General features: G+C 51.0%; 13 protein-coding genes. 11 read left to right on the top strand and 2 right to left on the bottom strand.

Going from position 1 to position 15,561, the window contains the following annotated elements:
- Window positions 1–129: 129 nt before the first annotated feature.
- Entirely contained in the window at window positions 130–405 is a 276-nt protein-coding gene (locus JRJ22_RS14375) for a hypothetical protein (RefSeq protein ID WP_206100215.1), read from the top strand.
- A 70-nt stretch (window positions 406–475) separates the two neighbouring features.
- Here the strand turns inward: JRJ22_RS14375 and JRJ22_RS14370 are convergent, their stop codons facing one another.
- The gene (locus JRJ22_RS14370; protein WP_206100214.1) at window positions 476–1,822 is read right to left on the bottom strand and encodes a TrkH family potassium uptake protein; all 1,347 of its coding nucleotides are present in this window, start codon (window positions 1,820–1,822) and stop codon (window positions 476–478) included.
- Between the two features lie 149 nt (window positions 1,823–1,971).
- Between JRJ22_RS14370 and JRJ22_RS14365 the strand changes: the two genes are divergently transcribed.
- Together JRJ22_RS14365 and JRJ22_RS14360 are read left to right on the top strand one after the other, a co-directional pair.
- Entirely contained in the window at window positions 1,972–2,325 is a 354-nt protein-coding gene (locus tag JRJ22_RS14365) for a VOC family protein (protein WP_206100213.1), read from the top strand.
- A gap of 23 nt (window positions 2,326–2,348) precedes the next feature.
- Complete coding sequence (locus JRJ22_RS14360) at window positions 2,349–2,855, top strand: GNAT family N-acetyltransferase (RefSeq protein ID WP_206100212.1); 507 nt, start codon at window positions 2,349–2,351, stop codon at window positions 2,853–2,855.
- A gap of 178 nt (window positions 2,856–3,033) precedes the next feature.
- On the opposite strand, the gene JRJ22_RS14355 is transcribed toward JRJ22_RS14360, so the two are convergent.
- Window positions 3,034–4,356 (bottom strand): hemolysin family protein, encoded by a 1,323-nt coding sequence (locus tag JRJ22_RS14355; RefSeq protein ID WP_206100211.1) that lies wholly within the window; start codon window positions 4,354–4,356, stop codon window positions 3,034–3,036.
- Between the two features lie 115 nt (window positions 4,357–4,471).
- Between JRJ22_RS14355 and JRJ22_RS14350 the strand changes: the two genes are divergently transcribed.
- From JRJ22_RS14350 to JRJ22_RS14315, 8 genes are all read left to right on the top strand, one after another.
- Window positions 4,472–5,239: a DUF1836 domain-containing protein gene (locus JRJ22_RS14350; protein WP_206100210.1), complete on the top strand. Its 768-nt coding sequence runs from the start codon at window positions 4,472–4,474 to the stop codon at window positions 5,237–5,239.
- A gap of 78 nt (window positions 5,240–5,317) precedes the next feature.
- Window positions 5,318–6,532, top strand: coding sequence for an MFS transporter (locus tag JRJ22_RS14345; protein WP_206100209.1), 1,215 nt, complete (start codon window positions 5,318–5,320; stop codon window positions 6,530–6,532).
- Between the two features lie 187 nt (window positions 6,533–6,719).
- Window positions 6,720–8,303 carry a TerB N-terminal domain-containing protein gene (locus JRJ22_RS14340; RefSeq protein WP_206100208.1) on the top strand — a complete coding sequence of 528 codons (1,584 nt, stop codon included), beginning with the start codon at window positions 6,720–6,722 and terminating at the stop codon, window positions 8,301–8,303.
- An 8-nt stretch (window positions 8,304–8,311) separates the two neighbouring features.
- Complete coding sequence (locus JRJ22_RS14335; RefSeq protein ID WP_206100207.1) at window positions 8,312–9,631, top strand: ATP-binding protein; 1,320 nt, start codon at window positions 8,312–8,314, stop codon at window positions 9,629–9,631.
- Window positions 9,628–11,826 carry a DEAD/DEAH box helicase gene (locus tag JRJ22_RS14330; protein ID WP_206100206.1) on the top strand — a complete coding sequence of 733 codons (2,199 nt, stop codon included), beginning with the start codon at window positions 9,628–9,630 and terminating at the stop codon, window positions 11,824–11,826. Before JRJ22_RS14335 ends, JRJ22_RS14330 begins: the two co-directional genes overlap by 4 nt.
- 513 nt (window positions 11,827–12,339) lie before the next feature.
- A complete protein-coding gene (locus JRJ22_RS14325; protein WP_206100205.1) occupies window positions 12,340–13,713 on the top strand; it encodes an extracellular solute-binding protein in 1,374 nt (457 codons plus the stop codon).
- 114 nt (window positions 13,714–13,827) lie between these two features.
- A complete protein-coding gene (locus JRJ22_RS14320) occupies window positions 13,828–14,718 on the top strand; it encodes a carbohydrate ABC transporter permease (RefSeq protein ID WP_206100204.1) in 891 nt (296 codons plus the stop codon).
- Between the two features lie 17 nt (window positions 14,719–14,735).
- Complete coding sequence (locus JRJ22_RS14315; RefSeq protein WP_206100203.1) at window positions 14,736–15,560, top strand: carbohydrate ABC transporter permease; 825 nt, start codon at window positions 14,736–14,738, stop codon at window positions 15,558–15,560.
- Window position 15,561 lies beyond the last annotated feature (1 nt).

Below are 15,561 nucleotides of genomic sequence, written 5' to 3'. Positions count from 1 at the left end.
ATATGCATTGTATTAAATTATTAACCGCCGGATGAAAAAAGTCAATTGCGCAGTAAAGAGAGGAAATTGCCCATATATCAATGCTATACTGGGGATGTGAGATTGAACTGATGAAAGGTAGGAAAAAGCATGAACGTAGAAATTGTCAAAGCAGAGCTGAAACGCGAGGAAGACAAAAGCTTTGTCGGGAGAACAGTATTCACCATTGAGCAGCATAAGTTCCCGTATGAGATCACTTTTTTCAGCAAACGCGGCAGTGAATGGGATTACAGTCTAAGCTTCGCCGGCGAGCCGGGAAGTGAAGAGCAGTTCCTGGAAGTGGATACTCTGCTGGAGAACGACGATGATTTCTTTAATCAGCTGCTGGATGCCGCTTTGGACACCCAGGAGGACGTAGAAGAATAACAAGCAAAAAATGCGACCGCTTAGAGGAGGACAAGAGTGCCTGCCTGCTAAGGGTCGCATTTTTATTCATTTAGCCGATAGTAATGTTGCCTTCGGGGTACCGGTAAAGCTCTTTATTTTTTTTGGGTTTAATCGCATAGGCAAGAGTTAGGGGTCCTGTCCGCCCGACGAACATCAGAATGATGACCAGAATTTTACCGGCCGTCGTCAGCTCCGGTGTCAGTCCCATCGTTATACCGGAGGTGCCGAATGCGGACACAGCCTCAAACAGTACGGTCAGGAAGTCTGCACTCTCTGTAACCGACAGCAGCATAGTCGCGGTTACGACGAGAATTAGTGACAACAGCGTCATTGTAATCGCCCGATAGACATTGTCTTTGGATATCCGGTGGCGGAACATGACAATATCCTCCTTGCCCCGGATTCTGGCATATACAGTAACGACCAGAAGGGCAAAGGTGGTGATTTTGATACCGCCCCCGGTAGATCCGGGCGCAGCCCCGATGAACATCAGCAGAATCATCAGAAACTGGGTAGATTCGCGCAGCAGCGGGATCTCAATCGTAGTGACGCCACCGGAACGCGGGGTAATCGCCTGCAGGAAGGAGGCCATAATTTTACCTCCGGCATGCAGCGGTTTCAGCGTAGAATTCAGCTCCAGCCAGAAAAAGACTGCCGCACCGATCACGATCAGAGCTGCTGAACTAGACAAGACTACTTTGGAATGCAGGGTCAGCCGTTTGCGCTTCGGAAAGTCAACTACGTCTGACAGTACGATAAAGCCAATGCCGCCGAGGAAGATCAGCAGCATGGACGTAATATTCACAATCGGATCCTCTACATAACGGGTAAGGCCGCTGAATGGCCCGTGGACGTCTCCGAAGAGATCGAAGCCGGCGTTGTTGAAGATAGAAACGCTATGGAACAATCCGTAGTACAAGGCTTTGCCAACCGGCATATCTATCAAAAATCTTGCAGCAAGCAATATGGCTCCACTGAGCTGAATTACGAGCGAGTAGATTAATACCCGGCGGATCAGCTTTACGATTCCCTGCATCGAATTCTGGTTCATCGATTCCTGGAGCAGCAGCCGTTCTTTCAGTGAAATCCGTTTGCTGAGCACCAGCGTAATTAAAGTCGCCATTGTTATGAAACCCAGACCTCCGAACTGGAACAGTACCAGTAACACAACCTGGCCGAATACGGTCAATTCGGTTCCGGTATCAATAACGGCAAGTCCGGTAACACAGGTGGCTGAAGTTGCCATGAATAATGCATCGATGAATGAAATACGGTCACCCGTCGAAGCAGCAGGTAAATATAATAGCAGTGTTCCGGCTGCGATCAGCAGGATAAATCCAAGCGATAATATTTTGGGGGGTGTCAGTCTAAGATGCGCGAGTGATAAATTAGCCAAAATAATTCTCCTGACATCATAATATAATTTGCCAAGATTATATCATAAGTAGTTGCCGCTTCACTAAAGAGCGCAGGAAATTGGCAGATTTTATCGAATTAATAAGTGTTAAACCTATTCTTCAATTCTTAGAGGAGGCTATACTCGCTGTGACAAGTCCGATTCTGAATCAGATTGGCGCCGTCTTCATCCCGGTCAGCGACATTGAAAGGTCAAAGAACTGGTACTGCAGCTTATTGGGACTTCCGCTGGATGGCGAGGTATTGTTCGGACATTTATATGTGGTGCCGATGCAGGGCCCGGGAATTGTTCTGGACAGTAAAATTTTCACTTCTGAATCCGTGCTCAAAGTACCTTCCTTTCATTTGAACACAGAGGATATTGATGCTGCTTATGATTATGTCAAAGCGAGCGGGGCAGAGATACTCACAGATATCGAGCATGATCACTGGTTCAATTTCAAAGACCCGGATGGGAATGTTCTGATGATTTGCCGCTGTTGAAGGTGACGGGAGGGGGACTGGCCATGATCGTAACACTGCGGAAGCTCGTTCCAGAGGATGCTGCCGGACTGTTAAGTCTGCAGCATGCTCTGGACCGGGAGTCTTCATTTATGCTGCTGGAGCCTGATGAACGTCAGACCGGGCTGCAGCAGGTCAAAGAAATGATTGAGAGCTTTACCGCCTCGGAAACTTCGATATTGATCGGAGCAGAGGTGAATGGGGGGCTGGCCGGTTATCTATCGGTCAGGGGTGGCAGTGTAAGGCGGAATAAACACAGTGCCTACATTGTTATTGGTATCCTGCAGCAGTATCAGGGCATGGGGATCGGCAGCGGATTATTTCAGGAAATGGAAGCTTGGGCACGATCCGCGCGTATCGTACGCCTTGAACTTACTGTTATGACCCATAATGAGCGGGGGATCGCACTGTATAAGAAATGCGGATTTGAGATTGAAGGCATGAAGAAGAAATCTTTGAACATCGGCGGAGAATGGGTGGACGAGTATTATATGAGCAAGATTATTGATTAACTGGAATTTCTGCCGGTAGTTCTGTTAGAATTGACGGGAGAAATTCTATTTAACCGTTAATCGGATCCGTTCGGATATGGGCATAAGAAAGGCGCTCCTGTAAAGGGGCGCCTTTCTTCTATATAAGGTTTATATGATTCATACTATAAATTATCCTTCTACTTCACTATGAGCCTGATTATTCCTGATGCTGTGACGAATCTGCCGTATTTTTCTGACCGATATGCACCTCAACCTTGCGGATACGGTTCTTATTCATTTCACGTACCGTAAGGGTAATATGCTCATGGTCAATGCTTTTGCCGATTGCCGGCTCGTCCAAGTGGCTGTACAGCCAGCCCCCGATAGTCGTTACCTCGTCATCATGCAAATCAATGCCGGCCTTCTGTTTAATCTCAAGCAGTGAAACCTTGCCGTCGAAGAGGTAATGGGAATCGCTGAGCTTCTCCACATTCCTTCTCTCATCCCCGTCGAACTCATCACGAATCTCACCGACAATCTCTTCCAGAATGTCTTCAATTGTAATCAGACCTGAGGTTCCGCCATATTCATCCAGCAGCAGGGCAATGTGCACACGCTCCAGCTGCATGCGGGTCAGCAGGGTTTTGACCGGTGTAACCTCGGATACGGTCAGCAGCGGCAGAATCAGCTTTTTGAAATCGAAATCAGGATCATTATCATATTGTAAATACAGCTGCTTCGTGTTGATCATGCCAATAATATTGTCTTTACTGCCATCTGCAACCGGGAAACGGGTGTATTGTTCCTTGCGGATGATGTCGAAATTCTCCTTTAATGAGTGATTGGAGAACAGGCAGATCATATCGGTCCGCGGCACCATAATTTCCTTGGCCAGCATTTCATCAAAATTAAAGATCCGGTTCACATAACCGTATTCAGCTTTGTTGATCTTTCCATTCTCATAACTCTCAGAGAGGATCAGACGAATTTCTTCCTCGGAATGCGCATCACCATGCTCACTGGCCGGCTTCATCCCGAACAGACGGACAAGCATATTGGCGGAGCCGTTCATAATCCAAATCAAAGGGTAAAGAATTTTGTAGAACCAAATAATCAGCGGTGAAGTAAATTGACCGATTTTTTCCGGAATGTTTATAGCTGCAGTCTTCGGAGCAAGCTCACCCACGACCACGTGCAGGAAGGTTGCAATAATGAAGGCTAATGCGAACGCAATAGGCTCACTGACGCTGTGGCTGATATTCACCATATCGAACAGTGGCAGCAGCAGCTGCTCAAAAGCCGGTTCAGCAAGTGCCCCGATACCGAGTGCGGTGATGGTAATCCCAAGCTGACAAGCGGACAGATAACCATCCAGGTTAGCGGAAACCCGCTGCACAGCAAGTGCATTCTTCTTGCCATCGAGGACCATCTGGCTCACCTGGCTGCCTCTAAGCCGTACCACTGCAAATTCCGTAGCTACAAAAAAAGCGGTTAAGATAATCAAAATAGCCACCAACGTCAAACTAAGTCCTATACCCATAAAATCTTTACCATCCCTCTCGTCTTTAAAATAGGTTATACTCATATTATGAGTTCATATGAACTTATTGTACGAACTTTTAAACGAAAAATCAAATGGCGAAGGGGTGCCATCTATGGAAGCTTTTACTTTGAGCCGCAAAGAAATGTCGGGTCTGCTGCTGTCCCTGACCGAAAATGGTGATCGGAAGCCGCTGCGTATATTGCAGGAAGCCTGGACCAAATTCCATCAGGAAGAAGTGCAGAAGGGGTTGTCCCTGCCTGCTTTTTTATCTACGGATATCCCGCCGATCCTGCAGAAAATTATTAAAGGTACCAGAGTCAAAGGCCTTTCACTTGCAGACATCGCTGCCCTGGGACATCTGATTGAGTATTCCACACTATCTGTTACCGCTATGCAGAACTGGGTGAAACGCGATTTCAAAGAATATTTAGGTTCACCGCGGGAAGGGAAGAAATATTCAGTGAATCAGGCCGCGCTTCTGTTTATAATAGACGACCTCAAAGCAGTGCTTGATTTCGAGAGCATCCGCCAGCTCTTCCGCATCCTGTTCCTGAAGCCCGAACGTGATGATGATGATCTGGTTGAACCGGCGGAACTGTACTACGGGTATGCCGAGCTGTTTGAGGACCTCAAGACAAGTCCGGCTCTACAGGCGCAGGGGATTGCTGAACGGAGTGCCCATAAGGAATATTCCTGGAAAACGGACAGAACCATCAGTGGATTTCTGGAGAAAAGAATGGACAGGCTTACACATCTCACACGGTCGCAAAAGGATGCCGTACAGAACATGCTGATGATTGCGGCGATTTCCGTGCAGACCTGTTATTTTCAGTCACTGGCTAGGCAATACTTTAATGCTGAGTTATTCCTTGATTTTTAATCATTGCAAAATTAAAATGTGTAGGAGTAACAAATCGTTCCAGGTAGAATAGTCGGAGTTAGAAAGAGGTGCTTGAGGATGAATCAAATGACGCTGCTGCGCGATCCGAAGAGGCGCAAGCTGCTGCTGAGCGCTGGTTTAAGCTGGATGTTCGACGCCATGGATGTCGGGATGATCTCGTTTGTCGTTGCCGCGCTGGCTAAAGAGTGGGAGCTGGGTCCGGAGAAGATCGGACTCTTAACCAGTATAAATTCTCTAGGGATGGCGGCCGGTGCTGCGGCGGCTGGCATTCTGGCCGACCGTTTCGGCCGCAAATCAGTGCTGCTATGGACGCTGCTGATCTTCTCACTGGCGAGCGGCTTATCGGCTTTTGCGGCGGGCTTTGCCATACTGTGTGTACTACGGTTTATTGCCGGGTTCGGCCTGGGCGGAGAATTACCTGTTGCCTCAACGCTAGTATCCGAGAGCATGCCCGCTGCGGAAAGAGGAAGGGCTGTCGTCCTTCTGGAGAGCTTTTGGGCGGTGGGCTGGATCGCTGCGGCCTTAATCGCCTATTTCGTCATTCCGGATTACGGCTGGCGAGTAGCTTTTGCCATAGGGGCCATTCCGGCGTTATACGCTCTTTATTTACGCCGTGCCATCGAGGATTCACCGCGGTTTGCGGAAATGAAGAAAAAAGCACCGGTACCGCTGGGTACGCGGATTGCTACTGTCTGGTCACCGGAGTACCGCCGTTCGACGATTATGCTGTGGATTCTTTGGTTCACCGTGGTCTTCTCTTACTATGGAATGTTCCTGTGGCTGCCTACGGTGATGGTGCTGAAAGGCTTCAGCCTCGTCAAGAGCTTCGAATATGTGCTCATCATGACGCTCGCTCAGCTGCCTGGTTACTTCACAGCCGCGTATTTCATAGAGAAGTTCGGGCGTAAGTTTGTGCTTGTTATTTATTTACTGCTAACTGCAGGAAGTGCTGCCTGGTTCGGTAATGCGACGACCGAAGGAATGCTCATGGCTGCCGGGATCTGCCTATCCTTCTTCAATCTCGGCGCATGGGGCGGTATGTATGCCTACACTCCTGAGCTGTATCCGACAGCAATCCGCTCTACAGGTGCTGGGCTGGCTACCTCCTTTGGCCGGATCGGCGGGATTCTGGCTCCGCTGCTGGTCGGTGTGCTCGTAGGGAAATCAGTTGGCATCAGCTCGATATTTATGCTGTTTTTCGTAACGATTGTTATTGGTGCGCTTGCGGTGCTGCTGCTGGGAAAAGAGACCAAAGGGATCGAGCTCGAATAAGCACACAATCTTGTCTATCTGCTACTTGATGTCATTCCGGCAACAGTGCTAATATGAATAGTGAATTGTACAAGAGGCTCGGATAATTCGCGAACAGAACGGTTCCTTCACACCTTGTGAACAGGACCGTTTTTTCATAAGAACTGGAAGAAATCACGTCTGCAGTTAGTGAATTGGAGTGAGGAAGATGACAAGTGAAAGGAACCAGCCGCATTTCACGGAACTGGTCTGGGAAAGCACGGAGCAGAACGTTCCGATCCCTCCGCGTAGTGAAGGGAAATCCGGGATACCCGTCCCTCCCGCCGCTAAACCCAAAAAAAGTTCAGAGGATGCGGTTCAGATTCAGCTTTGGGATATGGAAGAGAAGCCTGAACCGGTGACGACAACAGAAAGCCAATTTGTTGCACGTGCGAGGGAATTGGCCGGAGAAAAGGGGCCGGCGGCGCTGTTTGTCCCCTTTAAGAGCTATTGGCCGACCTACGGGCATATGACCGGAGCGCAGAGCAGGTGGTATTTCTTCTGGCGGGATGAGGTGAGGCAGGGCAGGTATCCGAAGACGGATCTTTCCTATATCTTCCTGCATGTGTATGAGCTGATCAACGGGGTGGGCTGGACAGATCCGCAGGACGGTTACCGTCAGATGGGTCAGATATGGGAAGCGTACAGGGATCAGTACAAACGGCTGGATCAATATCTCGGCGGCTGGATAGCCGACTTCGCTTTCGTCCATAAGCTGGAGGTACCGCTGTCGGGCATCGTCGCTCGTTCCCGCGGACTTGCCGGTGATCTGGCAGAGATTGAATTAATGCGCTGCCTGACAGCTGCCCCGGAGCAGCTGACCTTCGAAGTGTTAACGGTGATGTCTGACTATGATATCAGCAAATCCAAGTTCTATTTAGGTGAGGGTAAAGAAGCCGCAGAACGATACATCCCTCTGGTTGTGGCGTTAATCGATGCTTATGTCGCCCGCAAGCACGGATCGAATCTGGTAGAGATGTTTCCGCCGGGGCCGGTGGTGATGAGAGAGCGGTATTTGTTCCGCAGTGCAGTATATGATATCTCACTCTATGGCTATTCAGTGCTTGTACCTGTTGTACGGATCAGCAAATCACCGCCGCTGCGCAGCTTGATCACCCGCCTGTTCCGTCTGACCGAGAATAAGCTGCGCGAGCTGATGGGCTATCGGGGACGGCTGAAGGATATCAAGGTCGATGCGGATATGGACGAGCTGATCGGCAAGTATCTGCAGCGGGAGTTCCTTAAAGCCGAGCGGGAAGCGAAGGGGCCGGCAGTTGTCATTGATCAGCGGAAGCTGGAGCAACTGCAGAACGATTCTGAGGTGGTCCGGACGCTGCTGACGGTGGAGGATATGGCTGAGCCTGAAAATAATGATGATAATGCTGAGCCAGAAATCACTGAACAGCAGGCAATCATACCCGCGGAACAAGCTACTGTCGTAGAGCTGGATGAAGCTGAGGCAGTGAGGGATGACATGAATACCGTGACCGCGAACACAGAAGCCGGGGACCATCCGGAATGGGAGCAGTTTAATGCAGAGCTGACTCCACTTCAGCGTGAAGCGGCACTAGCGCTGGCTGAGGAGGATGGGCTCCTCATGGTGAACAAATTAGCAGCTTCCACAGGAACGATGCCGGAACTGTTGTTCGATGAAATCAATGAGCTTGCAATGAACCACCTCGGCGATTTGCTGATCGATGGAGAACAAGTAGCTGACGAATGGATTTCTATGCTGCATTATTTAATGAGGTGAATTCCGGAATGAATGAATTGAAAATACCAAAACGCATGACAACGGCGCTGGTTAACTCGCTGACCGCAGGAGTGGTACCTCGAATCGGGCTGGAGCATATTGCAGTCGGTCGCCGGCCGGAAGTGGAAGCGATACTTAGAGACATGGACAATATTGCCGAAGGAGGCGCCGCCTTCAAGCTGATCACCGGTAAATTCGGCAGCGGCAAAAGCTTTCTGCTCCAGATTATCCGCAACTATGCGATGGACCGGGACTTCGTGGTCGCCGATGCCGATCTTTCGCCGGAACGCCGGCTGGTCGGAACCAAGGGGCAGGGCCTGGGAACCTACCGGGAGCTGATGAGCCATTTATCGACACGCACACGTCCCGATGGCGGTGCTCTGGAGATTATGCTGCAGAAATGGATTGTTACCCTCCAGCAGGCGGTGATGAAGGAGAACGGTTATTTGCCTGACTCCCCGCAGCTTGGGGAAGAGGTAGAACAGCGGATCTATACCGTGGCTTCCGAGATGCGCGGGCTGGTGCACGGATTTGATTTTGCCAAGGTGCTGGCCGCGTATTGGAACGGGCATAAGCATGGAGAGGATGAGCTGAAGCAGGATGCGCTGCGCTGGCTGCGCGGCGAGTTCGCCACCCGCACGGAGGCGCGGAAGGCGCTGGGTGTAGGTGTTATTATCGACGATGACAACTGGTACGATTACATGAAGCTATGGGCAGAATTCACCGGGGCGATCGGTTATAAAGGGTTGCTGCTGTTCATTGATGAAGGCGTGAACCTCTATAAGATCACAAACAGCATCTCCCGGCAGAGCAACTATGAGAAGTTGCTGACCATGTTCAATGACACCATGCAGGGCAAAGCCGAGCGGTTGGGGATCTTCATCGGGGGCACCCCGCAGTTCGTTGAGGACGGACGGCGGGGCCTGTTCAGCTACGAAGCGCTGCGTTCCCGGCTTGTTGCCGGGCGGTACGGCGCAGCCGGACTGAACAACTTCACCGGCCCGATCATTGCGCTGGAGATGCTCTCACATGAAGAGATACTGGTGCTGCTGCAGAAGCTGCGGGATATTCATGCCCTGCATTACGATTATGAGGCCAGGCTGACACAGGATCAGCTGGTCCATTTCATGGAGGAGGCTGTCGGCAGACTCGGCGCGGACGAGCTGCTGACCCCGCGTGAAGTCGTGCGTGACTTCATGGACCTGCTGCATACGCTCAGCCAGCACCCGGAGATTTCCTTCGAGAAGCTGGTTGGCGAACGCACATCCAAACCGGCTGCTGCAGAAGAGAATGAGCTAGACGGGCTGCTCGCGGAGTTTGACCTATGAGTGACAATCCGTTCTATAGGCTGGCACCTTTCATTAAAGAATTCATCTATAAAAACCGCTGGGAGACGCTGCGGGAGGCACAGGTGGATGCCTGCCGCGTGCTGTTCGATACGCCGCATCATCTTCTGATTGCCTCCGGCACGGCTTCCGGCAAGACGGAGGCGGCTTTTTTTCCGGCGCTGACCGAGCTGTACGAGCGTCCGTCCGGCTCCGTGGGAATTCTCTATATTGCGCCGCTCAAAGCGCTGATTAATGATCAATTCACACGGTTAAATGATTTGCTGCGCGAAGGCAACATCCCGGTCTGGCACTGGCATGGCGACGTGCCGCAGGCGGATAAGACGAAGCTGATGCAGAAGCCTTCCGGCGTCCTCCAGATTACCCCGGAGTCGCTGGAAGGTCTGCTCATGAACAGGCCGAACGCCATTCCGGCCCTGTTCCATGATCTGCGCTTCATCATTGTCGATGAAGTGCATGCGTTTATGGGCGCGGACCGCGGCATCCAGGTGCTGAGCCAGCTGGCGCGGATCTCGCGGATGGCCGGCTGCCATCCGCGCCGGATAGGGCTCTCCGCCACGCTCAGCGACTACGCCTCCGTGACGGAATGGCTGGCCGCCGGAACGCGGGAGAGCGTGGAGGTGTCGGCGCCGCAAGGAGGACGCAAGCTCCGCCTCAGCGTCGAGCACTTCTCGTTCCCGGATGCGCGGGACGAGGTACAGGCCGAGCATCTGGAACAGGCGCGTCAGGCCTATTACGATTTCATCTATGACCACACGCATCTGAAGAAGGCGCTGGTCTTCACGAACAGCCGCACGGATGCGGAGGAGACCATCCTCGAGATGCGGCGGGTGGCCGCGAAGCGCGGGGAGCGGGATGTGTTCCATGTGCATCACGGGAGCATCTCCGCGATGCTGCGCGAAGAGACGGAAGCTGCGCTCCGCCAGGGTCCGGGCCCGGCAGTGGCCGCAGCGACGCTTACGCTGGAGCTGGGCATTGACCTTGGCGAGCTGGAACGGGTGCTTCAGCTCGGGGCGCCCTACAGCTGCGCGAGCTTCGTCCAGCGGCTGGGACGCTCCGGGCGGCGCGGCGATGCCGCCTCGGAGATGATCTTCGTCACGCCGGAGGAAGAGGACGAGGAAGCGCAGCTTCCGGCGCGGATGCCGTGGACGCTGCTGCGGGCGATAGCGGTCATCGAGCTGTACGTGCGCGAGAAATGGGTCGAGCCGCTGAATGTGCGGCAGCTTCCGGTAGGCCTGCTGTATCATCAGACAATGAGCATTCTGAAGAGCATGGGTGAAGCCGAGCCGGAGGATTTGAAGGAGGCCGTACTGAGCCTGCCGTCCTTCAGGGGAATTGACCCTGCTGACTACGATGCCTTTATGGAATATATGATCGGCATGGGCCATATCGAAATGATGGAGGAAGGCACCGTACTGATTGGGCTGGCCGGGGAGAAGATCGTGAACAACTTCCGTTTCTATGCGGTGTTCAAGGACGATGAAGAGCATGTAGTGTACAACGGCACCGAGGAGATCGGCTCAATTACGACGGTGCCGCCGCCCGGCTACTGCTTCACCCTCGCCGGTAAGCTGTGGAAGATTGAGGAGGTTGATACCCGCCACAAAGCGGTCTATGTCAAAAGCTCGCGGGGCAAGGTAGATACCTTATGGCTGGGTGCAGGCGGCGATGTGCATACCCGCATTATGGCCAAGATCCGTGAGGTACTGGGATCGACAGCGCTCTATCCATATCTTGCGCCAAGCGCTGCTGCAAGGCTTGAACGCGCGCGCCGTCTGGCCAAGGAGAGCGGCCTGCTTACACGCGAAGTGCTGCCCGCTGGCGGCGACTCCATGTTCATCCTGCCCTGGGCCGGAAGCCGGCAGTTCCGTACGCTGGAACGCCTGCTCAAGAACAACCTCAAGGGCCGGCTCGGGCTGCGTTCCATCGTGCCGATGGAGCCGTATTACATGGTTGTGGCCGGACGTACTGATGCCGAAACACTGGAGGAGGAGATCATTGCCGAGAGCACTGCGGCAACCGATCCGCTGTCTTTGCTCGGGCCCGATGAAGCGCCTTACCTCGGGAAGTATGATGAGTTCATTCCCCATGATCTGCTGCGCAAAGCCTTTTCACTGGACGGGCTGGATGTTCCCGGACTGCTGAGTGTCTTGAAGGGGTGGCAGCGGGGACAATAACAATAGCATTAACTATTTCACTGGGTTAGTTATACGTATGAACTGTAGGGTTTGGTTCCGATTGTTAGAGGTGGTTTTATTGGATGATTGCACTTCGTGCAATAGATTTCTCAATAAATCGGAGACAAATCACTTGTAGGAACGGTAGCGTCCGCCTAAAAGCTTTTCGAAGGAAAGCTACCATCGAAAGCATAAGCACTTCACACTTTCCAACCGCTATTTAGCGGTTCAAATCAAGGAATCAGTGAATAACAGCGGCTGGAACAAACTTAACAGTTTCACACATGGAAATCACATGGCAGAAGCGGTAGCTATAAAGGGGCTTTCCCTGTTGGCTGCCGCTGTTTTGCATTCTTTAAATTTTGGATGCAGCCGAAATATCTGCGCAACGGTTTTTCGAAGTTTTTATTTTATATATAGAAAAAACAAACCTTTATTCTGTAGTTCGCACCTTGTTGGAAGCGCTTAATCAGATGATAATAAGCCTATCACGAGTTAGGGGGCATTAAACAAATGGTCAAAACAAAAATGCAAAAGTCATTTGCCATCGGATTAACCGCAGTGATGGCACTCAGCCTGGCAGCTTGCGGCAACTCGGACAACAAGAGCAATGAAGGCGCAGCCACTAACGCACCGAAGAGCACTGACAGCGGCAACACGGCTACAGCAACTACGGACAGCGGCAAAAAGGTAACGATCACCTTCCAGAACATCTATCCTGACCCTGCGACACCCGCTTACAAAATGATTCATGAACTGACTAACCAGTACATGAAGGAACATCCAAATGTGAAAATTGAGCTGGATACCCTGAATACTGACCAGCAAAAAGTGAAACTCAAAACACAGGCGGCTTCCAAAGAAGTACCCGATATTACGATTGTTAACCCGGCTGCACAAATGAAGCCTTTCGTTGACGCCGGATTGTTCGCACCGCTGAACGATATGCTTGACCAGGACGGCCTGAAGGACACTTATCAGGAAGGTCTGCTGGACTACTACAGCTTTGACAACAATGTGTACGCGCTTCCTGACGGTAACAATATCGAAGTAGTGTACTACAACAAGGAACTCTTCGAGCAAGCCGGAATTAAGAACACACCAACTACCTTCGAAGAATTGCTGCAGGATGTCAAAATCCTGAAAGATAAAGGTATTACCCCAATGGCCATCGGTGAAAAGGATTCCTGGACCGGTTCATTCCTGTTCATGAATATTCTGCTCCGTACCAACGGCGGCCCCGGATTCCTGAAGGATGTGCTTGACGGCAAGAAAACCTTTGAAGATCCTGCTTTCGTTGAAGCAGTAGACGCGTTCCAGCAGCTTGTTCAGGCAGGCGCATTCCCGGACGGTGCAACTTCCATTGACGCCAATGCCGGAGGTAACATCTTCAAAACCGGTAAAGCCGCCATGTGGTCGATCGGATCTTGGGAAACAGGCGCAATCGATGCTTCTTCTGTAGCTGGTAAAGTTGGAGCCTTCCAGTTCCCTACCGTTAATGGCAAGGGTGACCCTAATGAATTCATGCTGGCACCAGGCAGTGCATTTGCCGTATCGGCTAACAGCGAGCACCTGCAGGAAACCAAGGATTTCCTCCACTTCTTCGCTTCGGAATATCCTAAGAAACAATTTGAACTTAAGAATGCTGTAGGTATCGGTCAAAAGGTAGACGGCGATTTGAAAGCTGCCGGTTACTCGGATCTGGCTGTAAACATTGCCGGTCTGTTCAACCAGGTTAAGGGCGGAGATCTGGCATTCGATAACACCATGAATCCGGCCACAGCTCAAGTACACCTTAGCAGTATCCAAAACCTGTTCGTCCAAAAAGTCGATTCCGCGGCTGTAGCTAAAGAACACCAAACCGCTTTTGAAGCAAATAAAGAATAGTTTCTAATAAATACAGCTACCATTACCGGTGCGAAGTGAGCCCCAAAAAGGCTGCTTCGCACCGGGTTCTAATGGATATAGACAAAGAATCTGCTTGTTTAGGAGGCGGGAAAGATGAAAGTACTTAAGGTGCCAGCGCGTACAATAGCCGTCTTCGTATTGCCATGTCTGCTCTTGTATGTGTGCCTTGTGTTTGTTCCCATTATAGTGTCCGTATACACAGGTCTGCTCAAATGGGATGGCTTAACGGCTTCAACCTTTATTGGCCTCGGCAATTTCAAGGATATGTTCTTTAATGATCCGGTGTTCTGGCCGTCCGTAAGAAGAACCCTGCTATATGCGGTTGCTTCTATGATCGAAATTCCGCTATGTCTGTTCATGGCGATTTTGCTTAACCGTTATTTGAGAAAAGGAAATACCCTGGTGTCTATTTACTTTACACCGGTCATTCTGTCCGTCGTTATTATTGGACAATTGTGGAAAACTGTGTACAACCCTACATCGATGGGCGGTATGCTTAACGGCGTATTGGTCTCCCTGGGACTGGACAGCTGGACACATAACTGGCTGACTGAGCCCAAAATTGCGATGTTCGCGCTCTATTTTGTATCCCTGTGGCAGTACTTCGGTTATCATTTGCTGATTCAGTATACCGGGGTACAGAATATTCCGGATGAGCTCTATGAGGCGGCAAAAATAGACGGGGCAGACGGCTTCAAAGCGGACCGTTACATTACCCTCCCGCTGATTGTCCCGATCTTTAAAATATCTATTGTACTTGCATTTATCGGTTCCCTGCAGGCATTTGATCTGGTGATGGTTATGACCGGCGGCGGTCCGGCACATGCAACGGATGTAATCTCCACACACATGTACACCAGCTCATTCGGCTCCTTCAAGTACGGCTATGGCAGTGCGATTGCGACCTTCCTGGTTGTGGTCTGCCTGGTCTTTACCGGATTCATCAATACGATCTTTAACCGGATTGAACGAAAGTTTAATTAGAAAAGGAGTGCGCGGTCATGCAAAAATTTAAAAAAGGAATCGTGTATCTTCTTTTCGCCATTCCTGTAGTCACCCAGCTGTACCCTCTGTTATGGTTAGTACTCTACTCCCTGAAGACTAACGAAGAAATTATGGACGGCAGCTTCTTTTCCTTGCCGAAATCATTCCAATGGCATAACTACAGTGAGGCTTACACATCCGGCAGTTATCTGAAATACTTGAGCAACAGCATATTTGTTACCGCAACAACGATGGTATGCGTCATTGTGCTGGCTTCGATGGTGGCTTATGCGATCTCACGGTTCCGCTGGAAATACGGTAATCTCGTGATGACAATTTTCCTGATGGGGATGATGATCCCGATGCAGGCCACACTGCTGCCGCTGATGATTATTTTCAAACATATTCATGTGCTGAACACGCATTGGTCGCTGATTCTGCCGTACATTGCGTTCTCCACTCCAATCGCCGTCTTTATTCTCTCAGGCTTCATGCGGGACATTCCCCACGAAATTGAGGAATCCGCCTTCATTGACGGGGCCAGTGTATACCGGATTTTCCGCAGCATTATTCTTCCGGTGTCAATTCCTCCGGTAATGACGGTATGCATCCTGACCTTCATCAATATCTGGAACGAGTATATTCTCGCAGCCACCTTCATCTCATCCGAGAAGCTGAAAACATTGCCATTCGGGGTGTATACCTTCGTTAGCCAGTATTCAGTCAACTACGGGGATATCGGCGCATTTCTCGTCATGGGCGCGCTACCGGTTATCCTGATCTACTTCTTCCTGTCTAACCGGATTACGAAGGGCATGGTAGCAGGGGCGGTCAAGGGTTAAT

Source organism: Paenibacillus tianjinensis, from assembly GCF_017086365.1.
GTDB lineage: Bacteria > Bacillota > Bacilli > Paenibacillales > Paenibacillaceae > Paenibacillus_AQ > Paenibacillus_AQ tianjinensis.
This window is presented reverse-complemented; position numbering and strand designations above follow the sequence as displayed.